This is a genomic window from Absiella sp. AM09-50, assembly GCF_003433845.1.
In the GTDB taxonomy this organism is placed as follows: Bacteria; Bacillota_I; Bacilli_A; order Erysipelotrichales; family Erysipelotrichaceae; genus Hoskinsella; species Hoskinsella hominis.
This window is the reverse complement of record NZ_QVFI01000006.1, coordinates 83,443-108,445: the sequence shown is the minus strand read 5'-3', so window position 1 is coordinate 108,445 and position 25,003 is coordinate 83,443. Positions and strand designations below refer to the sequence as shown.

At 35.5% G+C, this 25,003-nt stretch carries 24 protein-coding genes; 4 read left to right on the top strand and 20 right to left on the bottom strand.

The window, feature by feature from the left end:
• Nucleotides 1-60 precede the first annotated feature (60 nt).
• The 5 genes from DW114_RS07610 to DW114_RS07590 all read right to left on the bottom strand — a co-directional run bounded on the left by DW114_RS07610 (nucleotide 61) and on the right by DW114_RS07590 (nucleotide 3,483).
• Complete coding sequence (locus tag DW114_RS07610; protein ID WP_117453181.1) at nucleotides 61-858, bottom strand: MBL fold metallo-hydrolase; 798 nt, start codon at nucleotides 856-858, stop codon at nucleotides 61-63.
• A gap of 112 nt (nucleotides 859-970) precedes the next feature.
• Nucleotides 971-1,360 carry a type II toxin-antitoxin system HicB family antitoxin gene (locus tag DW114_RS07605; protein ID WP_117453180.1) on the bottom strand — a complete coding sequence of 130 codons (390 nt, stop codon included), beginning with the start codon at nucleotides 1,358-1,360 and terminating at the stop codon, nucleotides 971-973.
• A gap of 49 nt (nucleotides 1,361-1,409) precedes the next feature.
• On the bottom strand, nucleotides 1,410-1,598 hold the full coding sequence (locus tag DW114_RS07600; RefSeq protein ID WP_117453179.1) for a type II toxin-antitoxin system HicA family toxin: 189 nt from the start codon (nucleotides 1,596-1,598) through the stop codon (nucleotides 1,410-1,412).
• A 190-nt stretch (nucleotides 1,599-1,788) separates the two neighbouring features.
• A complete protein-coding gene (locus tag DW114_RS07595) occupies nucleotides 1,789-2,961 on the bottom strand; it encodes an iron-containing alcohol dehydrogenase (RefSeq protein ID WP_117453178.1) in 1,173 nt (390 codons plus the stop codon).
• A gap of 60 nt (nucleotides 2,962-3,021) precedes the next feature.
• Nucleotides 3,022-3,483, bottom strand: coding sequence for a cyclophilin-like fold protein (locus tag DW114_RS07590; protein ID WP_199483545.1), 462 nt, complete (start codon nucleotides 3,481-3,483; stop codon nucleotides 3,022-3,024).
• Between the two features lie 225 nt (nucleotides 3,484-3,708).
• Here DW114_RS07590 and DW114_RS07585 point away from each other — a divergent pair, with 225 nt between their 5' ends.
• On the top strand, nucleotides 3,709-4,662 hold the full coding sequence (locus DW114_RS07585; protein ID WP_117453177.1) for an NAD-dependent epimerase/dehydratase family protein: 954 nt from the start codon (nucleotides 3,709-3,711) through the stop codon (nucleotides 4,660-4,662).
• Here the strand turns inward: DW114_RS07585 and DW114_RS07580 are convergent.
• The 4 genes from DW114_RS07580 to DW114_RS07565 all read right to left on the bottom strand — a co-directional run bounded on the left by DW114_RS07580 (nucleotide 4,649) and on the right by DW114_RS07565 (nucleotide 8,784).
• On the bottom strand, nucleotides 4,649-5,524 hold the full coding sequence (locus DW114_RS07580) for a MurR/RpiR family transcriptional regulator (RefSeq protein ID WP_117453176.1): 876 nt from the start codon (nucleotides 5,522-5,524) through the stop codon (nucleotides 4,649-4,651). The two genes, DW114_RS07585 and DW114_RS07580, sit on opposite strands and share 14 nt — an antisense overlap.
• Nucleotides 5,525-5,606: 82 nt before the next feature.
• Entirely contained in the window at nucleotides 5,607-6,434 is an 828-nt protein-coding gene (locus DW114_RS07575) for an SDR family NAD(P)-dependent oxidoreductase (protein ID WP_117453175.1), read from the bottom strand.
• A gap of 63 nt (nucleotides 6,435-6,497) precedes the next feature.
• Complete coding sequence (locus tag DW114_RS07570; RefSeq protein ID WP_117453174.1) at nucleotides 6,498-7,367, bottom strand: M23 family metallopeptidase; 870 nt, start codon at nucleotides 7,365-7,367, stop codon at nucleotides 6,498-6,500.
• Nucleotides 7,368-7,437: 70 nt separating this feature from the next.
• On the bottom strand, nucleotides 7,438-8,784 hold the full coding sequence (locus DW114_RS07565) for an MATE family efflux transporter (protein ID WP_117453173.1): 1,347 nt from the start codon (nucleotides 8,782-8,784) through the stop codon (nucleotides 7,438-7,440).
• Between the two features lie 145 nt (nucleotides 8,785-8,929).
• Here DW114_RS07565 and DW114_RS07560 point away from each other — a divergent pair, with 145 nt between their 5' ends.
• Nucleotides 8,930-9,388, top strand: a complete 459-nt coding sequence (locus DW114_RS07560; protein ID WP_117453172.1) for an Lrp/AsnC family transcriptional regulator — start codon at nucleotides 8,930-8,932, stop codon at nucleotides 9,386-9,388.
• Between the two features lie 44 nt (nucleotides 9,389-9,432).
• On the opposite strand, the gene DW114_RS07555 is transcribed toward DW114_RS07560, so the two are convergent.
• From DW114_RS07555 to DW114_RS07525, 7 genes are all read right to left on the bottom strand, one after another.
• A complete protein-coding gene (locus tag DW114_RS07555; protein WP_117453171.1) occupies nucleotides 9,433-10,578 on the bottom strand; it encodes an aldo/keto reductase in 1,146 nt (381 codons plus the stop codon).
• Between the two features lie 859 nt (nucleotides 10,579-11,437).
• On the bottom strand, nucleotides 11,438-11,596 hold the full coding sequence (locus DW114_RS07550) for a hypothetical protein (protein ID WP_117453170.1): 159 nt from the start codon (nucleotides 11,594-11,596) through the stop codon (nucleotides 11,438-11,440).
• Nucleotides 11,587-12,144, bottom strand: coding sequence for a methylated-DNA--[protein]-cysteine S-methyltransferase (locus DW114_RS07545; protein ID WP_117453169.1), 558 nt, complete (start codon nucleotides 12,142-12,144; stop codon nucleotides 11,587-11,589). Before DW114_RS07545 ends, DW114_RS07550 begins: the two co-directional genes overlap by 10 nt.
• Nucleotides 12,145-12,267: 123 nt before the next feature.
• The gene (locus DW114_RS07540) at nucleotides 12,268-13,272 is read right to left on the bottom strand and encodes an aldose epimerase family protein (protein WP_158552208.1); all 1,005 of its coding nucleotides are present in this window, start codon (nucleotides 13,270-13,272) and stop codon (nucleotides 12,268-12,270) included.
• Between the two features lie 4 nt (nucleotides 13,273-13,276).
• Complete coding sequence (locus tag DW114_RS07535; RefSeq protein ID WP_117453167.1) at nucleotides 13,277-13,978, bottom strand: L-ribulose-5-phosphate 4-epimerase; 702 nt, start codon at nucleotides 13,976-13,978, stop codon at nucleotides 13,277-13,279.
• A 5-nt stretch (nucleotides 13,979-13,983) separates the two neighbouring features.
• On the bottom strand, nucleotides 13,984-15,468 hold the full coding sequence (araA, locus tag DW114_RS07530) for an L-arabinose isomerase (protein WP_117453166.1): 1,485 nt from the start codon (nucleotides 15,466-15,468) through the stop codon (nucleotides 13,984-13,986).
• A 12-nt stretch (nucleotides 15,469-15,480) separates the two neighbouring features.
• Nucleotides 15,481-17,073 (bottom strand): xylulokinase, encoded by a 1,593-nt coding sequence (locus DW114_RS07525; protein WP_233509557.1) that lies wholly within the window; start codon nucleotides 17,071-17,073, stop codon nucleotides 15,481-15,483.
• A gap of 134 nt (nucleotides 17,074-17,207) precedes the next feature.
• On the opposite strand from DW114_RS07525, the gene DW114_RS07520 reads away from it, so the two are divergent.
• On the top strand, nucleotides 17,208-18,071 hold the full coding sequence (locus DW114_RS07520; RefSeq protein WP_158552209.1) for a helix-turn-helix transcriptional regulator: 864 nt from the start codon (nucleotides 17,208-17,210) through the stop codon (nucleotides 18,069-18,071).
• A gap of 31 nt (nucleotides 18,072-18,102) precedes the next feature.
• On the opposite strand, the gene DW114_RS07515 is transcribed toward DW114_RS07520, so the two are convergent.
• The gene (locus DW114_RS07515) at nucleotides 18,103-19,029 is read right to left on the bottom strand and encodes a transketolase family protein (RefSeq protein ID WP_117453163.1); all 927 of its coding nucleotides are present in this window, start codon (nucleotides 19,027-19,029) and stop codon (nucleotides 18,103-18,105) included.
• Nucleotides 19,022-19,843, bottom strand: coding sequence for a transketolase (locus DW114_RS07510; RefSeq protein WP_117453162.1), 822 nt, complete (start codon nucleotides 19,841-19,843; stop codon nucleotides 19,022-19,024). Before DW114_RS07510 ends, DW114_RS07515 begins: the two co-directional genes overlap by 8 nt.
• Before the next feature lie 382 nt (nucleotides 19,844-20,225).
• Here DW114_RS07510 and DW114_RS07505 point away from each other — a divergent pair, with 382 nt between their 5' ends.
• Nucleotides 20,226-21,191, top strand: a complete 966-nt coding sequence (locus DW114_RS07505; RefSeq protein ID WP_117453161.1) for a N(5)-(carboxyethyl)ornithine synthase — start codon at nucleotides 20,226-20,228, stop codon at nucleotides 21,189-21,191.
• A 172-nt stretch (nucleotides 21,192-21,363) separates the two neighbouring features.
• Here DW114_RS07505 and trhA read toward each other — a convergent pair whose 3' ends face one another.
• Both trhA and ppdK read right to left on the bottom strand, forming a co-directional pair.
• Nucleotides 21,364-22,041, bottom strand: a complete 678-nt coding sequence (trhA, locus tag DW114_RS07500) for a PAQR family membrane homeostasis protein TrhA (protein WP_117453160.1) — start codon at nucleotides 22,039-22,041, stop codon at nucleotides 21,364-21,366.
• A 195-nt stretch (nucleotides 22,042-22,236) separates the two neighbouring features.
• Nucleotides 22,237-24,864: a pyruvate, phosphate dikinase gene (gene ppdK, locus DW114_RS07495; RefSeq protein WP_117453159.1), complete on the bottom strand. Its 2,628-nt coding sequence runs from the start codon at nucleotides 24,862-24,864 to the stop codon at nucleotides 22,237-22,239.
• Between the last annotated feature and the right edge of the window lie 139 nt (nucleotides 24,865-25,003).

Here is a 25,003-nt window from a genome sequence, read left to right as displayed (position 1 = left end):
TACTATTTGCATAACAGAAAGCCAATCATATGTATGTAAAAAGGCAGTAATTTTACTGCCCTATAACTTGATACATTCTAAATCTTCTGGCACAAACAGATTGCCATGGAAGTATTCTCTGCCTTCTTTGGTGTATAATGCTTTTCTTTCTTTGATATTTTGATCTTCTGTATGATAAAGCACAAGATTTTTCACATGTAAGGCCTGTGCTAATTCACACGCATCTTTTACTGTAGAATGATGTTTTTCATATGGTTGAAATTGTTCTCTATCACGATACAAACAAAATGCTTCATGAAGCAGCCACGTACTGTTTTCTACATATGTTTTCTCATATTCATTATATGGTTCATCTCCACAACAAGTAAGTTTCTTATTATCATACCACATGGTAAATCCAAACTGTTTTGCTTTCGTGGAATGGATATCAAAAAACTGGATGTCATGTCCCATCACATTGCGCTTTTCACCATCTTTTACTTCCACAAAATGCACACCTTTACCAATCCATGCCGTTTCCTTTTTCTGTAACAACATTTCACACATCGTCTGTAGAATTTTAATGACTTCATCATGTGCATAAATATTGACTTCTCCTTCATAAACTCCTTTATGCATAGCAGTTGTGATTTTACGTATCATCCAGACAACTCCCATGATATGATCTACATGTTTATGGGTCACAAAGATATTTTTTATCTTCATCCAGTCAATACCAGCATGTTTCAGCTGATGTAAAATCGTATTTCCTCCACCTGCATCCACTAAAAAACATTCCTTGTTTTCACTTAATACAAAACACGTATTATAGCATTCTGTAACCATGGCATTGCCCGTTCCTAACATTGTTAATTCCATATATTTCACCTCATCTAAATTCTGTTTCATTATAATACAATATTCTGATTCTTTTCAATTTCTTTTTCTAAAAGAAAAGCACCAATTAGGTGCTGTCTGAATATATGTTATCTCAGATATTCAGTTTCTTAATTAATGCGTTTTGTAATACGTTTGAAAAGTTGACATTTTTCTCTTCGGCTAATTCATTTAACCATGCCGGTATCGTGACGTTTTTCCTTATTGCTTTTTTGTTATATCGTTTGTTGAATTCAATTGAATCGTATTCAATCATCATAACAAAAAAACTGTTTGCACATTTAATTGTAGATGGATCACTCATAATAGGCATTTCTTCTTTGTTTGCTCTTCTCACATCTAAACAAAGACCTAAACACTCTTTGGCCATCTCAATCGCCTGTTCTAATGTGTCTCCACATGTAATAGCTTCTGGCAAATCTGGAAACGTAACATTATAGCAATTATCTTCCTTTTCGAATAAAGCTGGATACATCGCTTTCATATCATTTCCTCCTTTTAGTTTATCTCGAAATAATCCTAATGCAGGCGGACTATAACAGTCCTGCCTGTTTTAGAATATTCCTTTCAGTGCCTTTTGGTAAATCTTTTGCATGGAAAGGGACAACAACGCTTTTATTGGTTACAGGGTTATTCATAATTTTATGCGAGCCAGCCTGTCTTATCTCAATAAAACCGTTTTGTTTAAGCAGTTTGATCATCTGCTTTGAAGTCATTGGCATTACATGACCTCCCTTCACATCTATATTATAATACGCATTTATATGCATGTCAATCCATCATATACACATTTATGCATACTATATTTGTTTCGCTACAAAATAAATATACTAAATTCTATACCAATACAATTCATACCAAGCTTATAAATAATTTCTCAAAAAACTCTGTGAATATTCACAGAGTCCTTTGCTATCGATAAGATTTTCTAAAAATTTCAGCACAATCTTCATCACTCATTTCACAAGGATTTGCCAGAAATAACCCTCCCTGCATAGAACGTGCCCCTTTGGCTAATGTCATACATTCTTCTATATGGAAACCATAATCACTCATTTTTAACTGATCCACACCACATGCTTTTTGTAAATCCATAAGTGCGGTAATGAAATCTTCTGGTTTATCTGCGTTTTTGATTCCCATAGCTTTTGCCATTTTAATGAACTGTGCATCACATGCATGATGCTCAATGAAAAATTCGTAAAATGCTTTTGAAATCATGATCAATCCAGCACCATGAGGCAAATTGTGATGATAAGCACTCATAGAATGCTCCATGGCATGCTTTGCGGTCGTACTTGTCAACTGCATGGTCATACCCGCAATCGTACTGCCATAAGCTACATGTTCTCTTGCCTCTAAATCTAAACCATTTTTCACAGCTTTAGGAAGATATGTGGCAATATGTTCAATTGCCGATAAAGCTAATGTTTCACTTAATACATTCACACCATTACTAATCATGACTTCAGTATTGTGAAATAATGCATCAAAACCCTGATAAGCAGTGTATTTTGCAGGTACGCTCAACATAAGCTTGGGATCTACAATAGATAATACTGGTGTTAAGGAAGGATCGCCAAAACCGATTTTTTCATTTGTTTCGGGATTAGAAATTACACCCCAGCAATTGATTTCAGAGCCTGTGCCTGATGTTGTCGCAATCGTAACAACTGGTAATCCTTTCGCCTGTAAAGGCTGCCCATTTCCAGTTCCACCCTGTACATAATCCCATAAATCACCAGGATTGGTAGCCATCGCAGATATCGCAATCGAAGAATCTAACACTGCACCACCACCAAGTGCCACAATAAAATCACAATAATTTTCTTTTGCAAAAGCTGCTCCCTCCATAACCATTTCTTTCAGTGGATTCTCCATGACTTTATCAAAAATCACAGCTTCCACATTTGCCATTTCTAATTGTTCCATCACACGGTCTAAATATCCATTTGCACGCGTAGATTTCCCATTAGATATCAATAATAATGCTTTCTTGCCAGGTAGTGCCTGTGTATGCAGTTCTTTTATTTTGTCGCTTCCAAAAAGCAGTTTTGTTGGGTTGTCAAATATAAAATTCATCATGTTTTCGTTCCTCCTGTTGTATTCATATAATTGTTTCTAAATCATGAAAGCTGTATTACTTTATTGATCCAATTTAGCTATCGTGATGGTTCCTTTTAAATTTTGTATATCGTTTTTACCAGATATGACGTTTCCTAATTCATATAAACCTTGTCCTTTTCCAAAATCTCCATAAAACATAACAATATTACCCCATGGTGCATAATAGGCAAGAGTACCTGCTTTCGCATTTGCCATGGGTGTATTCTTCGTATCCAGTTTTTTAGGTGGATAGAATATTTTTTCATTGGTATTGAAATTTTCTATTTTCACCTTCAATGGCAGTTGCTCATATAACTGTTTTGCCCCATCACTTTCATTTAACTTATATAGGATAGTTGTCTGATTGTTTTCTACTTGTATTTTCATGGTTGTTTTCTCCTTTTGTGACATTGTTTTTTGATTGGCAGTCTGCTTTTCTTTACATGCACTGACCGTAAATAAGCAGATTACTGTGATTAGTAGAAATTTTATACCTTTCAATTAATCAGCCTCCTTTTCTAATTACATTTTAAATTTAGTGCTTGTAAAAAACAAATACTTATATTACATGATTTGCCATGCCTAATAGGAATAGTAAAAAAGCTTTCTCAAATATCATGCATAGGACATGGTGATTTTGGAAAAGCTTTTCTAAGATATCGATTCCCTGTTTTTTCTTATTTGAAATCGTGATAATCTGTAGTCGATTAAAAAGGAGGAATTTTTATGAAAGTGATTGTTATTGGTGCTTATGGACATATTGGCACCTATTTGATTCCACGCCTTGTTAAGGAAGGCTATGAGGTGATTGCGATATCTAGAGGATTATCACAACCATACCATCAACATCATGCATGGAAACAGGTACAGCATATTTCTATGGATCGCAAAAAAGATCCCTTATTCGCAAAAAAGATTGCAGATATGCATCCTGATATTGTAATCGATTTGATTAATTTTCATCTGAATGATACAAAGCAAATTGTCGCCGCTTTAAAAAGTATTCCATTCACCCAGTATATTTTTTGTTCATCTATATGGGCACATGGAAGAGCAAAACATCTGCCTGCTGATCCAAATGATGAAAAATTTCCATTAGATGATTATGGTATACAGAAATATCAAAGTGAACTATATTTAAAACAGGAATTTCAAAATAATGGTTTTCCTGCTACGATCATTATGCCTGGACAAATATCCGGTCCTGGATGGCTCATTATTAATCCTTATGGAAATACCAATACAGATGTGATTGAAAAAGTAGCACATGGAAAAACCATATATCTTCCTAATTGGGGCATGGAAACCTTGCATCATGTACATGCTGATGATGTAGCGCAAATGTTTATAAAAGCTATTCAACATAAAGATCAGGTACTGGGACAAAGCTTTCATGCTGTAAGTGATCATTCTATCACTCTGTATGGATATGCTTCATTGTTGTATGAATTTTTCCATCAGAAAGAAGATATTCAATTTTTGCCATGGAATCAATGGTGCTCCTATGTCAACAGACAAGATGAGATAGACCATACCTATTATCATATCGCAAGAAGTGGTTACTATAGCATCGAGAATGCAAAAAAACTGATGGATTATTCTCCACAATATTCTATTGAAGATACAATTCGCATCTGTATGGAGAGTTATATTAAAAAAGGCTTTATTAGCCTTCCTTAACAATATCGTTTTCAATCTGGCGCTGCTCTGTTTGCTGTGCCAGTTTTAATTTATAAGCATAATGATAGTAATAATCACTTTGGAAGTAACAAGCATAAAGAGTATCCAATAATAATGATATTGACGTAATAGAAGAAAAACCACCAATTTTAGAATAAGCTTTTTCTCTTGTGGTCGTATACAGAGTCACATCCGCAAGTTTTGTAAGAGTATTTTGTCCTATACTTGTAATGGCGATTACAGGAACCTGATTATGCTTTAAATGGTTAACAGTTGTTAATAATTCTCCAGATTCGCCTGAATAAGAAATACAAATTGCACAATCAGAAGGAGTTGATAAAACAGCTTCTTGATATATCATATTAGATAAAGAATAGGTCTGGGTTTCTTTACCTATATGACGCATTTTAAATACGAACTCCTCCGCAAGAAATGTCATGTTGGATATAGCAAATACCTTTATGATAGAAGCTTTCTTCATCAAGTGAATGGCTTTTTGTATATCTTCATAATGCAATAAAGAAAAAGTATCATCTAAACTTTCTTTTTTCAAAGCAACCAGTTTACTTGCTAATTGTAAATATGTATCATCTTTTGAAAATGGCATATTCGCATCTATTTCTTTAAAATCCTTCATAAGATAATGTACTTCTTCTAGGAAACATTTTTTAAACTCTGAATAACCTGAAAATCCCAGTTTTTTTGATATTCTTACCAGAATTGATGGTGAGGTATATGTTTCCTGTGCAATCATCGTCGTAGAATAATCTTTTAGATGTTCTTGTTGGTCTAACATAAAGTCTACTACAATCTGTTCACTTGTTGAAAATTTCGTATGTCGCATTTTGTCTTGTAGTAACATAGCACCACCCCTAATCTAGGTTTTATTATACTGATATTCATTAGAAAGGGTCAAGTAAAAAAATGCCTGACCCTTTATTTATTTACGCTTTATCTTCCATCATTGCCTGTAAAGCTGCCACAGAACCACCATCATACAGGATATCCACTCCTGTTAAATATGAACATTCCTCACTGACCATAAATGCCATCATCTTTGCAATTTCTTCTGGTTCTCCAAGTCTTCCTAGTGCACCACGTTTCGCAAATGCTGCTGCTTCTTCACCTTCTATTTCTCCCATAGGTGTACGGAATGTGCCTGGTGAAATAGAAACTACACGAATACCTTTTTTACCACAAGAAACTGCCATACGAGATGTATACCATACCACAAAGTTTTTTGATAACGTATACGCCATTTCTCTTTGTTGTTCCTCTGGAACACCCTTGATAATCTGATGCATTGTATTTTTAAATGCTTCTTCATCAGACAAACTCAGTTTGTATACCTGTTTTGGTGCTTTATCAGCCGGCATCATATAAGCTGACATAGAGGAAACATTTAAAATACAGCTTCCCTCTTTCATGATGTTTGCAAATTCTTCATCCATATGAATTGTTCCTAGGGCATTGATATCAAAGATTTTTTCTCCATCACTCATATGTGGTGATACCCCAGCAGCATGTATCAATGTCTTTACATTTCCTTTTTCTGATGCATATTCTGCTAGCTTTTTTACAGCTTGTCGATCGCTAGCATCTGCAGGAAATGCTTCTGCAGAAATACCCAGCTCTTTTAATTCTGAAATAGCTTGTTCTAGTTTTGATACTGTTCTTCCTACTAAAATGATATGATTTGTTTTTCCCAGCAGTTTAGCAGCCTCTAAACCCATACCGCTTCCACCACCTGTAACAACGCAAATATTTTCCATGTTAGCGCTTCCTTTCTTTATACGATAATTGTACCCTTTATGAAAAGAAACTGCAATTAAAACTCACCTGTTTTCTACAATATCTCCTTCTTTGATATGATGCATATCATTTCTATTGATATGATTGATGATTTCATCAAAATAAACGGGCAGACTAGCAGAAAAATAAAAGTTTTTACCTTCTTGTATCTGAAAATGGATATGTGGCTCACTGCTGTTTCCACTGTTTCCACACCTTGCGATTATTTGTCCAGCAGTTACTTTATCATTTACCTTCACACAAAAGCTGTCCTTTTTCAAATGAGCAATCATACTGAATACATGTGAGGCATGTTGTATGACGATATAATTACCTCTTACATCTGATGCATCACATAAAACTTCTGATTCCCCTATAACTTTCGTATCTTCGAATTTGTTTTTGATTTCTATAACGATTCCATCTGCCACAGCCAATACTGGCTGATCATAACAATAATAATCACAAACATTTGATCCATTCCCCTGATAACTTTTACCATTCTCTATCCTATAAAAATCGTATGCATATCGTTGCATTACAAGTCCCCATGAATGTGAATGCTGCTGATCAGTTCCACCATTTACAACCATCCATTTTCCCTGAAATGGCAAGTGACAACTAACTTTTGGTGAATATGTTTGTACATTAGGTAAATGGAACCCATGTCGTATATAGATACAAATATTCCCTATCAAAATCATGATATTCTGCCAGAGAAATTTTAAGTCTGCCACATATTCATTCATTTTGCCATACTTCATGCGATATCCTAAAGAAATACATATATCCACAAATACCAATAGGAAAAAAAGATAAAACAGCTTTAGATATGTCACATGAAAAACTGTTCCTATCACACCAATCAGCCCCAGCCAGTAAAGTTTTTTTATAATATTTTGTATTTTCTTCATAAATGCTAATAAACTCCTTGTATCACGTATTTTTATACTATCATACAAGGAGTTCATTTACATTATAAAGTTAATCGTTTTGAAATACAAATAAGGCTTTTTTCTTAATTTTATAATAGATCAATCCAATCATATCTGCCAAAATCCATCCAATTGGCACAGACCACCAGATTCCTACTACCCCAATCGCAGGAATTGCGGATAATACATAAGCAAGCAATACACGTGTACCTAAAGAAACAATCGTTAATACCAGCGACATTCCAGGTTTTCCCAGTGCTCGATAAAATCCATACAATAAGAATAAACAACCAATGCCACAATAAAATGCTCCTTCGATTCTTAAATAACGAACGCCTTCTGATATAATCGTAGTTTCACTTCCATCAATAAAGATCATCATCAATTCTTTTGCGAAAATAAAGACACCTAAAGAAATGATGATACAAAAAACAAATGCCGCAATGATTGCGCCCTTTAAACCTTCCTGTATACGTTTTTCTTCTTTTGCGCCATAATTCTGTGCGATAAAAGTAGAAAAAGCATTGCCAAAATCCTGGACTGGCATATACGCAAATGAATCAATTTTGACTGCTGCCGCAAACGCTGCCATAATCGTTGTTCCAAAACTATTGATCAAGCCTTGTACCATCAAGATACCCAAATTCATAACTGATTGTTGGGCACAGGTCAATACAGAAAAATTACTGATTTCTTTAATACAGGAAAGACGTAAATGACAGTCTTGTTTTGTGATACGTAATTTTGGATATTTTATCCATGTACATATGGCAATGCCAATACCGGATACATATTGAGCAATTACAGTAGCCTCACCTGCTCCTGCCACACCTCTTTGTAGACCTATCACAAACCATAAGTCCAGAACAATATTTAAAATTGCTGATACTGCTAGAAAAATCAAAGGAATGATGGAATTGCCTACTGCACGTAATAAGGAAGCAAAATAATTATATAGGAAGGTAGCGACGATACCAGAGAAAATCACCATCAGATAATCATGCATCATCCCTCTTAATTCTAAAGGAACCTGAAGAAAACTGATAATTTGATCAATAAAGCAAAGTGACAAAATATTTAAAATAATCGTTAACGCTCCAATGAGTATAAATGAAGCAAACATGCCTTCCTTTAAGCCTTTTTCATCACGTTGTCCAAAACGGATAGAAAAAACAGCTCCACTTCCTAAACATAAGCCTAATAAAATCGACGTTAAAAATGTCATCAAAGTAAAAGAAGAACCAACCGCCGCAAGTGCATTAGAGCCTAAATAACGCCCAACAATCAGGGTATCCGCAATATTATAGCATTGTTGAAGCAGATTTCCTAAAATCATTGGAATCGCAAAACAAAGCATTGTTTTCATGATTGGTCCACGTGTTAAATCACCTTTCATAATTCCCTCCAAGTTACAAAAAGAAACTTTTATCTTTCGTTTCGTAATTATTGTATCAATAGAGATACCATAAGTCAATTCTCTAATTGCTTTATGTAATATTTTCCCTTATAATGAAACCATACATTTCAAGGAGGTTCCCCCTATGTTTCTACATGGCTTAGATGATTTGGATCAACAGATTTTACAATTATTGATAAAAAATGCCCGCATGTCTTATTCTGATATTGCTCAACAGGTGGGAATCTCCCGTGTCGCTGTAAAAATGCGTGTTCAATCTTTAGAACAACGTGGCATTATAGAAGAATATACCACCATTATCAATCCTTCCAAGATTAATGGCGCTGTTTCCTGTTACTTTGAAATAGAAACCACTCCTGATTCATTATCTGAAGTAATTCATCAATTAAATCAAAATGATACAATCACACAAATTTATCGTGTGACAGGTAAAAATAAACTGCATGTTCATGCGGTAGCTTCTTCTAATGAAGAAATGGAAGACCTGATTCAAAATACCATTGATAAACTTCCTGGTGTCATTAGTAGCAGCTGTAATATCATCTTATCCCGTATTAAAGATATCAAGGGATTACGCCTATAATACATAAAAATCCAGGCTTTCGATTTGAAAACACTGGATTTTTTTTATTTACCAAATATTTTTACAGCTTCTTTCATGTTCTCACGAATAGATACATGAAATGGACAACGTGTTTCACATGCACCACATTGGATACATTCTGAAGCATAATGTTCAAGTACTGCGTAATGTTCTCTTACCGTTTCAGGTAATTCTTTCTGCGCTTTGGCCAGATTCAAAAATTTTGTGACACTAGCGATATCAATGGCTTTTGGACATGGTGCACAATGGCCACAATACATGCAATGCCCTTCCCAATTTACTTTTGGCATTTGCGCAAACGCTTTTGCGTAATCTTTTTCTTCATCACTTGCTTGCTCATAAGCCAAACAGTCTAAAAATTCTTTAATGCTGTGGCTGCCTGCCATGATGGAAACAACACCAGGTCTTGTCAAAGCATAATGCAGACATTGTGGTATCGTTAATGCGACCTTTGTTGGTGATAAGGAAGCATCTAATAGATCTCCACCTGCAAATGCCTTCATGACCGTAATCCCAACACCTAATTTTTGACAAGTTTCATATAAGCGTTCACGATCTTTGTCCATCTGTAATTCGTCTTTATCATAATTGGCATCATTCCATAATTCTTCTACATCTTCATTTGCCGGCATTAAGTCGTAGCATGGATTTACACTAAACATTAATACATCAATATCCCCGGTTTCTACTGCTTTTAACGCCACTTGCGGATTATGAGAGCTAATACCAATCGCCTTGATTTCACCATTTGCTTTTAGAACTTTTGCATAATCAAGTATCCCATTTGCAATGACTGTTTCTAAATCCTTTATTGCATCAACATAATGTATCATGCCAATATCGATATAATCGGTTTGAAGAAGCTGTTTCATTTCTTCAAAGCCAGCTTTGGTTTCTTCTAAATTACGGGTACGTTCATATTGATTATTTTTCCATACAGAACATAGATGTCCCTGAATGATGAATTTTTCTCTTCTACCTTTTAAAGCTTCTCCTAATCGTTTTCTCATTATAGGATCTGGTGAATATAAATCTATACAATTTACCCCACTTGTTTCTGCAATATCTAATAATTGATATAAATCCATATCAGCTTCATGAAACCCTTCACATCCAAGACCTATTTCACTTACTATCATATTGCAACGTTCAATCTTACGCATTTTCATAACTTACACCCTCCTCATTGTTAGTTTCAGTATAGCACTTTGAGTGAACTCTAAGTCAATATTAGAAATTTGCTCATTTAAAAAAAATCCTTATTTTCACCTGTAAGTATTATTACTATTTGAAAAATAACACAACTTTTTATCCTCATGCATCAGCGAATGGAACAAAACAGAAAAATTCATTAAAATCATCCAATCTTAATGGAAATGAAGAAGAATTATATCAGATTGTCAAAAATTGATAATGAAATAGCTTGGTTTAATACTCATTTATGAGTATTATCACCATTTAAGCAATGTATATTCTACTGTTTTTTTAACTAATTTGACAGGAAACAGAATAACTGTTATAGTTAGACAATATTCTTATATATGAGAAAAGAGAATAATTATGAACACAAAAAAAATCACTATCCTTTTAAGTAGAATTATAATTTTATTTATTGCATGTATTATTGTCTATCAGATTTTCATAAATGATAGCTATAGTTCTCCTATTTTATCACCTATAGTCTTACTCTTAGGACTTCTTACTATCAACAATAGCGATCTTAGTAAAAATTTTACTAAAAAAACTGAAATAATCAATATTGTCAACTTATGCTATATATTTTTACTTTTGATATTAATTAATTTTGTTTTGAATTAATTAATATCAAATCCTATTCCTATCAATATCTGCAACCATCATTGAATGAATCACTCATAGAAATCATTCAATCTCTAGTGGAAAATGAAACAGAATTATATCGTATTGTAAAAGAAAATGGAAATGAAATAGCGTGGGATTAATACCTCATAAAAGATGGACGATCACCTTTAGATCATCCATCTTTTTTTCATTAAGCATTGTCCACCATCAACTTATTAAATAATTCCTTGATGTATAAATGGCTGCTGCGATTTCTTTTACTGTTTGTTTTTCTATTCGCTCTTTTTGTTCCAGCATATAATCTACAACTGATTTTTGAGAATCAGATATCTTTTCTAAATGTTGAAGCTTTTCTATCAAAAGCATATTGATTTCCCTCGCTTGTTTTTTGAAGTATTTATGATAAACAATTGTTTTTCATCCGCATGTTCATGATGAAGTAATGCAATTTTTTTATCCATACCACCTGCATAACCTGTCAGATTTCCTTTTACGCCGATGACACGATGACAAGGGATGATAATAGAAATCGGATTATGCCCAACAGCCCCACCGATTGCCTGTGAGGACATGGAAGCTTTCCCCGTACGCTTTGCATATTCTTTTGAAACATCTTTATACGTCATAGTTTCTCCATAAGGAATCTCTTTTAAAATATTCCATACTTCTAATCGAAATTCACTACCCATCGGATGTAAAGGAAGTCTTGATATTTCAGGTTGTAAATCATGAAAATAATCATCTAACCATGCTTTACATTCTGATAAAACAGCAGTTTCTTTTTCTATCATTTCCTCCTTCAAACGACCACAGAAATATTTTTGTCCATAGAACCATACACCAACAATCGATTCATGATCGCTTACAATCAAGATATCTCCAATGGGAGAATGGTATGTTGTTTTATAATACATACAAACAGCTCCTTTTCTTTTATAAGTGTATCTTATCAGATTGTTGTAGGAATATCTAGCCTTAAGTAATATAAAAAAGTATTCCAAAAAGATTAAGGAATACTTAGTTTATTATTTTCAACTTTATTGAAACTGATATGTTGTTTTTGTTGTATATTTCTCATTGGCCTTCAATAGTGTTTCTGGACATTCTTGAAGATTTATCGCATCTGGCATATACGATGTTTCTATACATACTGCACAATGCCCGATATATTCTTTGCCGTGTTTACCATGTTGTGGCTCTTGATCATCTGGCACATAAAGATGAAATCCTGGTAAATCTGTTTTCACGATAAGGCTGTGTTGATGTTTTTGATCCACTAGTTTTACCATATGTTCCTTGTTTTCATCAAAGCGGAAATAATGATCATATCCATTGGCTCTTTGTATTTGAATATTCATTTGATCATAAATATCTTTTCCAATTGCTTTGCCTTTGGTAAAATCAAATGGCGTACCTTTTGTTTCTGATAATTTTCCTGTGACCAAACGGTTTTCATCATTCTCTGCATAATATGAAGCGTTCATTGTTAGTATCTGTTCATCGACAGAACCATCCCCATGCCCTTGTAAAGCAAAGTAAGAATGGTTGGTAAAGTTCACAATGGTATCCTGATCCGATATCGCAGAATATTCAATACATAACGTATCATCATGCAATGTAAATGTAATATCCAATATAAGATTTCCTGGATATCCTTCCTCCATATCCGGGCTATTGTATCGCATGGTTACACTTGTTTTATCATATGCCAGCACCTGAAATAAACGTGTATGAAAGCCATTTTTCCCACCGTGCAGGCTGTTGCCATGATCATTGATATCTAAATGATATGCTTGATCATGCAATGTGAAAGCTCCTTTTGCGATACGATTGGCACACCGTCCAATGGTTGCGCCATAGTAGTTTTTAAACTTTTGATATTCATCAATGGTATCATAACCTAAGACGACATCTGTATCATCTTTTTTATATCGAATTGATGTAATCGTGGCACCTAGATTGATGATATCCACACATAAAGATTCTGATTCTAAACGATATACATTGATATTAGGATACTTTTGATCAAATATTTGTTCCATAGCATTATCCTTTTTGACCATAATAAGCATTAGGTCCATGTTTACGTTTAAAATGCTTGTCTAATAAGGACTGTTGCATTCTTTGTGGTTCATGGTTCATTAACATAATACTGACAAAATCCATAGCGGCACATTCTTCCATAACCACTGCATTATGTACAGCTTCAAATGGATCTTTTCCCCATGCGAATGGCCCATGACTATGTACCAAAACACCTGGCACCTCATCTGGTTCCATGCCTCTTTCTTTAAATGTTTCCACAATGACATTTCCAGTTTCAAGTTCATATGCGCCTTGTATTTCTTCCTTTCGCATATATCTTGTACATGGAATATCGCCATAGAAATAATCAGCCTGTGTTGTACCCATAGCTAATATATCTCTGCCTGCCTGTGCAAAGCTGGTTGCGAAACGAGAATGCGTATGCACTGCCCCACCAATATGAGGAAAGTTTTTATAAAATACGATATGTGTCATAAAATCACTGCTTGGTTTTAAATGTCCTTCCACAACATTTCCTTCCAGATCAATTAACACGATATCTTCCATTTTCATTTTATCATACGCTACACCACTTGGCTTGATCGCAATGATGCCTTTTTCACGATCAATCCCAGATACATTTCCCCATGTAAAGGTCACAAGTTGATATTTTGTAAGTAATAAATTAGCTTCTAATACGCTTTGTTTCAAGTTTTCTAACATAAGTTTTATCCTTTCAGTTTCCAGATCATATCATTCCATGTTAATTCTTTACGTAAATCTGGAATTTTTGTTTCTTTACAGATATGAATAAATTCCATGTTCATGATTTCTGCGAAGTCACGCAAGATATCCGCATCTAAATCATAACTGATGACAGAGTGATGGGCACCTCCTGCATAAATCCATGCTTCTGCACTGGTTTCTAAACTTGGAAGTGGTTTCCATAAAACACCTGCCACAGGCAAATTTGGCATATCATGCTTTTGTTTTTGACAAATGACATCATTTACAATCATACGGAATCGATCGCCCATATCAATGATTGTCGCAAGTACAGCTGGTCCTTCTTTTGCTTTAAATGTTAAACGAGCAGGATCTTTACGATCTCCGATACCTAATGGCACAACTTTGATTTCTGGACGTGTCGCTGCCACACTTGGGCACACTTCTAACATATGTGCTCCCATATTCATGCCACATGCTGGATCAAAATGATATGTATAATCTTCCATAAACGCTGTACCACCATCTTTATCCTTCGTCATCATTTTCATGATACGACATAATGCTGCTGTTTTCCAATCGCCTTCACCCGCAAAACCATAGCCTTTACGCATTAAGTCCTGCGCCGCAAGTCCTGGCAGCTGTTCTAATTGTTGTAAATCCTGAAAATTGGTATGGAATGCATTATATCCGCCATGTTCCTGCATGAATTTTTCAATGGCAATTTCTTCCCTCGCCTGATAACGAATCGCTTCAATATTTTCTGTTGCGATATCATATAATGCTTCATAAGCTTTCATCTGTTCATCGATTTCTTCTTCACTTACTGCCTGTACATATTGAATGATATCTCCAACACCATAATGATCCACAATCCATCCCAGCTTGATTTCCGCTTCTACCTTATCTCCTTCCGTAACTGCAACATCACGCATATTATCAGAAATACGCATAACTTTTACACGATTACTTTCATAAGCACCAACGGCTGCACGCATCCATTTCCCCATACGTTGACGCATCGTTTCATCTTTCCAATACCCACTAATCACCTTATGTGCCAAACGCATACGAGCAGTGATAAAGCCATGTTCACGATCTCCATGTGCGGATTGATTCAGATTCATAAAATCCATATCGATTTCATTCCAAGGAATATCACGATTAAATTGTGTATTGATATGCAATAATGGTTTTTGAAGTGCTTCAAAGCCTTTGATCCACATCTTGCTTGGTGAAAATGTATGCATCCAAGTGATCACACCTGCACAATGTTCATCCATGTTTGCGGCACACATTACATCATAGATTTCTTTACGATTGCGCACCACTGGTTTCCAGATAATTTCACAAGGCAGTAAGGCATCCTGATTCCATCCTTCTACCATTTCTTTCGTATGTGCATCCACGGTTTTTAAAACTTCTTCTCCATAGAGATCCTGACTTCCTACCACAAACCAGAATGTATAATTTCCTAAACTTTTCATTTTTATTTCCTCCTATAGCTCTTTCACAGCTGTTCTTTCTACGATCAGACATTTTTTATAATCTTTGATAAATGCATCAAAACCATTAATCAATGCTTCATCTGCCATTTGTGTATTACATTCTACATTCAAGAAAACCCGTCGTTGTAGATAATTTGAAAGGGACATTCCTGCTTCTTTTTGTTGTTTGTATGCCGCAAGAACAGCACATCCCCATGCCCCGCCTTCTCCTGCTGTTTCTAATACGCTGAGCGGTGCACGCATAATAGCTGACATGATTTTCTGTCCGACAAGCGGAGTTTTAAAGAAGCCGCCATGTCCAAACATCTGATGAATTTTTACATTTTCTTTTTGAGTTAAAATATCCATACCCATTTTTAATGTAGATAAGGATGAATAAATCAATGTCAACATGAAGTTTTCTAATGTAAAATGTCCATCCGGTTTTCTTACAAATAATGGTACGCCTGATGTAAAGCCAGTAATCGGTTCTCCTGATAAATAGTTACATGCAATAAGTCCGCCACCATCAAGTTCTGCCTGTAAGGCTTTTTGAAATAGTATTCCATAGATATCATCTAAATCTGCCTTCACATTCATGCCGTTTAGAAATTGTGAAAATATATTTGCCCATGCATTTAATTCAGAGGTACCATTATTACAATGCACCATCGCAACAAGATCTCCTGATGGGGTTGTGACCATATCTAATGCTTCATATACCCGGCTTAATGCTTTCTCAAGCACGACCATTGCAAATACGCTGGTACCCGCTGATACATTTCCACTTCCTACATTGATGCTGTTGGTTGCGACCATGCCAGTTCCTGCATCTCCTTCTGGAGGGCATAATGGAACGTCTGCGCAAAGATCATGCTCTACATCCAAAAAAGCAGCACCGGCAGTCGTTAAATGACCTGCTTCATCCCCTGCATTTAATACTTTTGGAAAGATATCCCGTAGTTTCCATGGCAGTTGTTCCCCTGATATTTTTTCATTAAATTTCTGTACCATTGCTTCATCATAATCAATTTTTGAAGAATCAATGGGAAACATACCACTTGCCTCACCAACACCTAATACTTTTTCACCCGTCAATAGATAATGCACATAGCCGGCTAAGGTTGTTTGGAATGCAATTTGTTTTACATGTGGTTCTTTGTTTAAGATTGCCTGATATAAGTGGGCAATGCTCCAGCGTTGAGGGATATTATATTGAAAAAGTTCTGTCAGCTGTTTACTTGCTGTTTCACTCATCGTATTGCGCCATGTACGAAATGGTGTCAATAAGTTACCTGCTTTATCAAATACAAGATATCCATGCATCATTGCACTGATTCCCATACCATCTAGTTTTTTCAAAACAAAGCCATATTTTGTTTTAACATTTTCTTTTAACGCATGATAACATGCTTGTAAACCCGTATGAACCATATCCAGAGAATATGTCCAGATACCATCCTGCATCTGATTTTCCCAATCGTAATTTCCCTGTGCCAGCACTTCATGATTTTCATTGATCAATACCGCTTTGATTCTGGTAGACCCTAATTCTATTCCCAGATACAGCTTTTTAAATTGTTTTTGTTGTGTTGTATGTTCCATGATCATAAACCTCCTTTGCTTTCTTTATCTTACACTTACAGTATAATGAAACCAGGTAATGAAAAAAAGAAATTCCTTATGGAAATATGGACATTTATTGTCATTTCTTATACAATACAGCTAGAGGTGATCTTATGCTGGCAAATTTTGAAAAACGAAACTATGAAGATCATTGTCATATCTGGATTGGTGGTTATAGAAACCTGCATAATCTAGCACATTGGCATATGGAAACAGAGTTAATCTATATTGAACAGGGGCAGGCAATCATTTCGCATAACGATGAAGAATATCACTTACGAAGCGGTGATTTGATTTATATCAACAGTGGACAGATTCACTATATCAACTGTGATCAGGACTGCATTGTGAAAATCATTATGTTTCATGGGGACTTTCTGCCTGAAGCATTACAGGACGTTTATACAAAGGATGCTGTTTTAAAATCAGCTTATCATTTCTTAGATATTTTTTCATCCATCCAATATGAACTAAAACATAAGCATGCTTTCTATATTGAACGCTGTCATAACCTGTTAGAACAGCTGTTGATTGAAATTTATCGAAAAGAAAACATAGACAAATTTTATGCAATCAATAAGAATGTGAATCTGATGGATTATAAAGGGCTGCTTTCTGAAATACAGAAAAACTATACGGATATCACCTTTTCTCAGGCGGCATCTTATATGGGGCTTTCAGAATCATACTTTTCAAAATATTTTCATAAATTATCCGGTATGACCTTTTCCAGATATCTAAATATCATACGTATTGAAAAAGCGATTTCCTTATTAAAAGAAAAAGCATTTACCGTTACGGAAATATCCTATCAATGTGGTTTTGAAACGATTCGTCACTTCAATCGTGTATTTAAAGAAATTACCGGATATACACCGAAAAATATGCCAAAGGATTTTGTCTTGAATCAACATACGACCAAAATGTTTGAAACTAATTTTGATCCAACCTTAAAAGAATCGGTATTATTAAAATAGGAGCTGTACATATTCTGTACAACTCCTTTTTTTATAATATTTCTTTAATTTTTTTCACAATTGCTTTTGCGTCTAGTTCGTATTTTTCTAATAAAGCATCTGGTGTTCCACTTTCTCCAAAGCAGTCCTGCATACCGATCATCACCATCTTCACTGGTTCATTCTTTACCAATACTTCCCCGATGGCACTGCCTAAACCACCGATGACACTGTGTTCTTCACAGCTTACAATGACTTCATGTTCTTTTGCCAGTTCTTTGATCAGTTCTTCATCGATTGGTTTGATACATGGCATATCTACTACTGTCACATCTTTGCCTTCAGCTTTCAATGTTTCATATGCACTTAAGGCTTCCTGTACCATCATACCTGTGGCTACGATTGCGACTTTTTTGCCTTTTCTCAAGACATTGCCTTTGCCATATGTGAATGCTGTATCATCACTGTACACATCTTCCACATTGCCTCGTCCAAGTCTTACATAACATGGGCCTTCGATATCTGCGACTGCTTTTACGATCATCTCTGCCTGTCTGGCATCACATGGATTGAATACCTTCATGTTTGGCATTGCGCGCATCAATGCGATATCTTCTACACTTTGATGACTTGCGCCATCTTCGCCTACCGTAATACCTGCATGTGTGGCACATACTTTTACGTTTAACTTAGGATAAGCAATACTATTTCTTACCTGTTCATAGGCTCTTCCTGCCGCAAACATCGCAAAGCTAGATGCATAGACAATCTTGCCACTTGCCGCAAGTCCTGCTGCGACTCCCATCATATTGCCTTCTGCGATTCCCATATTGAAATGGTGGTCTGGTCTTGCCTTTTTCGCATCACATGTCTTGGTAGATTTGGTCAGGTCGGCATCTAGTACGATCACATCATCACGTTCTACGATCAGTTCAGCTAGTGCTTTTCCATATGCTGTTCTTGTCGCTACTTTACTCATTGCCTTCACCTTCCAATTCTTTTACTGCTTGTGCACACTGTTCTGCATTTGGTGCACTTCCATGCCATGCGGCGTTGTTTTCCATAAAGGATACACCTTTTCCTTTGATCGTATGCGCTAAGATCATCGTTGGTTTTTCCTTTTCTTTCTTCGCTTCATCGAATGCGAAACGGATATCTTCATAATCATGTCCTTTGATGTTGACGACGTTCCATCCAAATGCTTTAAACTTCTCATCAATTGGTGTAGGGTTCATGACATCACGAATGTTTCCATCAATCTGTAAAGAGTTGAAATCTACGATCGCACATAGATTATTCAAACGATAATGAGCAGCAGCCATAGCAGCTTCCCATACTTCGCCTTCTTCACATTCTCCATCACCTAATAAGGTATAGACTCTATGATCATTTCCATCTACTTTGTTAGCTAATGCCATACCAACAGCGGCAGAGATACCTTGACCAAGGGAACCTGTGGACATATCGACACCATCTACATAGTTCATATTTGGGTGTCCCTGTAGTTTACTGTTGATCTTTCTGAAAGTATTTAAATCTTCCTTTAATAAACCTTTTTCAAATAAAGTGGCATACAGTAAAGGTGAAGCATGACCTTTTGATAATACAAAACGATCACGATCGATACCTTTGACATTGTCTTCATTGATATCCATGACTTCAAAATATAATACCGTTAATATATCAGCTGCGGATAAAGATCCACCTGGATGACCGCTATTCGCATTAGCGACCATACGGACGATATTCTCACGAATATGTGCAACATGTTGCTTTAATTCTTCTGTTTTCAAATGATATTCCTCCTTTTCATGCCTTTAGTATATCGATTTTTCAAAAGCATAAAAAGAACTCTTTTATTATGTTTTAGACATTTATTGTTTATAAGGATATTTTAAAACTTATTTTTTTAAACAGACGATATCATACGCTATTCCAAAAATAATGGTCAGTAATTATGTGAAATCAATAAAAGCATATTTATAAACTTATTTTGTGTTATACTATGAGTAATAGGAAATATAAATATAATATTTAATCGTATTATTATTCTTTCAACCATACACTGAAATGTTATGATACATTTTTCTGCATTCCTTCTAAGAAACGATTTCTTATTTTATTATGCAAAAGATGCATAAGGAAAGCTCATTCATTTGAGTATGGAGGAAGTTTATGAAACAAAATTTAACAATGTCTTTTCTGAGAAGTGAAATGCCTTATGAAAAAAGAATTGCCATTCTGCCAGAAGATTTAAAAAGTGTGAAACATTGTGAACAGCTTTATTTTGAAAGTGGCTATGGAAAAGATTTCTTAATCGAAGATGCTTGCTATGAAACCTATGGTTGCCATATCGTAAGTAAAGAGGAAGCTTTACAAAAAGATATCTTATGTGATACCAAAATTGGAAATGCTTCTTATTTGAATTCTATTGGCGATAACAAAATCATTACCGGATGGATTCATGCAGGTGCAGATAAAGCTTTGACAAATACCCTGATCAATCATAAATTTACCTGTTATGCATGGGAAAATTTCTATAAAGATCATCGTCATTTATTTTGGAAAAACAATCGTATTGCTGGAGCAGGTGGCGTTATTAATGCTTTACAATATACTGGTTATCTGCCTGATGGATTAAAAGCTGGTATCATTGGCAGAGGGGACAGTGCTGCGGGAGCTTTCTCCATGTTATCAAAACTTGGTGTCATCATTCGTCAATATAATCGTAAACAAGAAGCTTTATTTGTAGAGGAGCTGCCAAATATGGATATCGTCGTTATGGCGATTCGCTGGGATACTTTAAGAACGGATCATTTAATTACATCCATCGCAAGAAAAAGTATGAAGAAAACCGCAATTATTATTGATATCAGTGATGACGCAAATGGTGCAATCGAACAAAGCCGGTCAACCTTGTTAAATCATCCTATTTATTATTTGGATGACATTATGATCTATAGTGTAGGCAATGTTCCAAATATCTTTTATAAATCTGCCACTGCTTCCATTTCAGAAGTTATGTGTCAGTATATAGATTACTTAGTTGAGGGTAATGATGATCCTGTACTATCCAATAGTGTTATCATAAAAGATGGCGTATTGTTAGATGAACATATTCTCAAGCAACAGCACAGATAATTCATAATAAAAGGAGAAACATAGGAATGAAAATCATACAGTTTTTCTCAAAACGCAATTAAAAATGTTACTTGAGGGGAATGAACATGATCAAGAAAATGCATATTGAAATACGCTTTATGATTATAGTACTATACAAAAGAAAATGAAGATACATAGCGCATCTTCATTTCTAATATATAAACAAATAAATTCCTAACCAGTGTAAAAACGCACCACCCAATACAAATAAATGCCAGAGGAAATGTATCCCATTTCCTTTTTTTGCGAATGGAATCATGCCAATCGTATAGACTAATCCTCCTGCCAGAATCATCCAAAGCAAAGGCTGATTGTGTTGATATAAATCTGGCAGATATAAAACACCGCTCCACCCAATCAAGAAATATAAAGTAAAATGTAATGGTGGCCATTTTCCTGGTCCATATATTAAAATCATCGTTACACCAAATGCAATGATCAACCATTGAATGATGAACATGGTAATGGATAATGGACTTGCGATATAAACCAGACATATTGGCGCAAAAGTACCTCCAATTAAGAAATAGATAGAAGTATAATCAAATCTTCGCCATAAACGTTTTACTGTAGAGTCCTTTTTAAAGGAATGATATAAACAGCTCATAAGCATAAGAATAAACATACTGATACCGAATATTAAAGATGCCGCTACCTTCATTCCTGTGTCTGATTTAATTAGTAATAAAATCATCCCAACAAGGGCTAGTACTGCGCCTAAGCCATGTGTTACAGCATTGCCTATTTCCTCTAACAATGTTAATCGTGGTGGTTGATTACGTTCTCTTACCAATTCTTTTTTCTGTTCGCGTGTTAATTTGTCTTTCATGAGTATCACCTGTTTTCTCCATAAAGTATAACACAATTCATCATATGTATCATCATACAAAAAATTGAATTATTCTCATTTCAATATTCATTCATCCTTTAATTTACCTTGGTAAACATCCTCAATCATTTTATTATTTAACATATGAAAGAAAGTGCCTTGCATATCCACAAGACACTTTTTTGATAAATTTTATTATTTATTTGTAATTGCAGCCTGAGCAGCAGCAAGTCTAGCAATTGGTACACGGAATGGACTACAACTTACATAAGTCAATCCCATACGGTGACAGAATTCAATACTGCTAGGATCGCCTCCGTGTTCTCCACAGATACCAAGCTTAATGTTTGGACGAGTGCTTCTTCCAAGTTCTGCAGCCATCTTAATTAATTTGCCGACACCTTTCTGGTCAACTCTAGCGAATGGATCCTGTTCAAAGATTTTCTTTTCATAGTAATCATTTAAGAATCCACCAGCATCATCACGAGAGAATCCAAATGTCATCTGTGTTAAGTCATTTGTTCCGAAACTAAAGAATTCAGCTTCTTCTGCGATTTCATCAGCCAATAATGCTGCACGAGGAATTTCAATCATTGTACCTACATGATAGTTCATTTCAACATTTTCACGTTTTAAGATTTCATCTGCTGTACGTACAACAACGTCTTTTACATATTTCAATTCTGCTTTATCGCCTACTAATGGAATCATGATTTCTGGTTCAATATTCCAATCAGGGTGTGCTTTATTTACATTGATTGCGGCTTCAATAACAGCTGTTGTCTGCATTTCAGCAATTTCTGGATAAGAAATAGCCAAACGACATCCACGGTGTCCCATCATAGGGTTAAATTCATGTAATCCCATGATGACAGAACGTAATTCATCCAAATCAATCTTCATATCTTTTGCTAACTGAGCAATATCATAAGAGCTTGTTGGAAGGAATTCGTGTAAAGGTGGATCCAAATAACGAATCGTTACTGGCAAGCCCTTCATTGCCTCATAAATTCCTTCAAAATCACCACGCTGCATAGGTAATAATTTTGCAAGTGCTTTTCTTCTTTGTCCTTCTGTTTTAGATACGATCATTTCACGAACAGCTTTGATACGATCTCCTTCAAAGAACATGTGTTCTGTACGAACTAAACCGATACCTTCTGCACCAAATGCAACTGCTTGTGCTGCATCTTTTGGTGTATCTGCATTTGTTCTTACTTTCAAGACACGAACTTCGTCTGCCCATTTCATGAAGCGTTCAAAATCACCAGAGATTTCTGCTGGAACTGTAGGGATTTTTTCTCCATAAATGTTACCAGTAGAACCATCAAGTGAGATATAATCACCTTTATGATAAGTCACACCTTTGACTTCAAATGTTTCTTCTTTTTCATTGATATTGATTTCACCACAACCGGATACACAGCATGTTCCCATACCACGGGCAACAACTGCTGCATGGCTTGTCATACCACCACGTACAGTCAAAATACCTTCAGATACATGCATACCTTCGATATCTTCCGGACTAGTTTCCAAACGTACCAAGACAACTTTGTGTCCCAATGCTGCTTCTTCAATTGCCTGTTCCGCAGTAAATACGATTTGTCCACAAGCTGCTCCAGGAGATGCTGGAAGTGCACTGGCGATTGGTTTTGCAGTTTTTAATGCTGCATCATCAAAACGTGGGTGTAGCAAACTATCTAATTGTTTAGGTTCTACCATCATCAATGCTTCTTCACGTGTAATTGTTCCTTCATCATACATATCACATGCAATCTTTAATGCTGCAGCTGCAGTACGTTTACCATTACGTGTCTGTAGCATGAACAGGTTTCCTTTTTCGATTGTGAATTCCATATCCTGCATGTTTTTATAGTGCTTTTCAAGTGTTGCACAGATTTCAGTAAACTTCTGATAAGCAGCAGGTGCAGTTTCTTTCAACTGATCGATGGTTTGTGGTGTACGAATACCAGCAACAACATCTTCACCCTGTGCATTCATCAAGAATTCACCATATAGTTTATTTTCACCAGTACTTGGATTACGTGTAAAGGCAACACCTGTACCACAGTCATTACCCATATTACCAAATACCATCATCTGTACGTTAACTGCTGTTCCCCAGCTGCCTGGGATATCATTCATCTTACGATAGAAAATTGCACGAGGGTTATTCCAAGAACGGAATACTGCTTCGATTGCACGGTATAACTGTTCTTTTGGATCAGCAGGGAAATCTTCGTCTAAAGATTCCTGATAGAACTTCTTGAATCGTTTTACCATTTCCTTCATATCATCAGCGTCTAATTCAGTATCCTGTTTTACGCCTTTTTTATCTTTCATTTCATCAATGATTTCTTCAAATTTTGCCTTATTTAAGCCCATAACAACATCAGCAAACATCTGAATAAAACGACGATAAGAATCATATGCGAAACGTGGGTTTCCTGTTAAGGAAGCAACCCCTTCTACAACATCATCATTCATCCCTAAATTTAAAATGGTATCCATCATTCCAGGCATAGATGCTCTTGCTCCTGATCTTACGGATACTAACAGTGGATTCTTTGGGTCCCCAAACTGCTTCTGGCTCAATTCCTCCAATTTCATTAAATATTCAAAGATTTCTTTACGAATGTCTTCAGAGATTTTTTCTCCGTCATCGTAATACTTATTACATGCTTCTGTTGTTACAGTGAATCCGAATGGTACAGGCATACCTAAGTTCATCATTTCTGCCAGGTTGGCACCCTTTCCACCTAACAATTCACGCATGTTTTCGTTTCCTTCAGAAAAAAGGTAAACATACTTTTTGCTCATTAAGCATTCCTCCTCTAATGTAATCGTTTACATTTCATTGGTACTATTATACTATAAACTATGCCATATGACTAGTTAAATTTTCACTTTTTTATGAACATTGTTGGCAAGCAAACAAAAAACCATTTAGTTAGGCGTT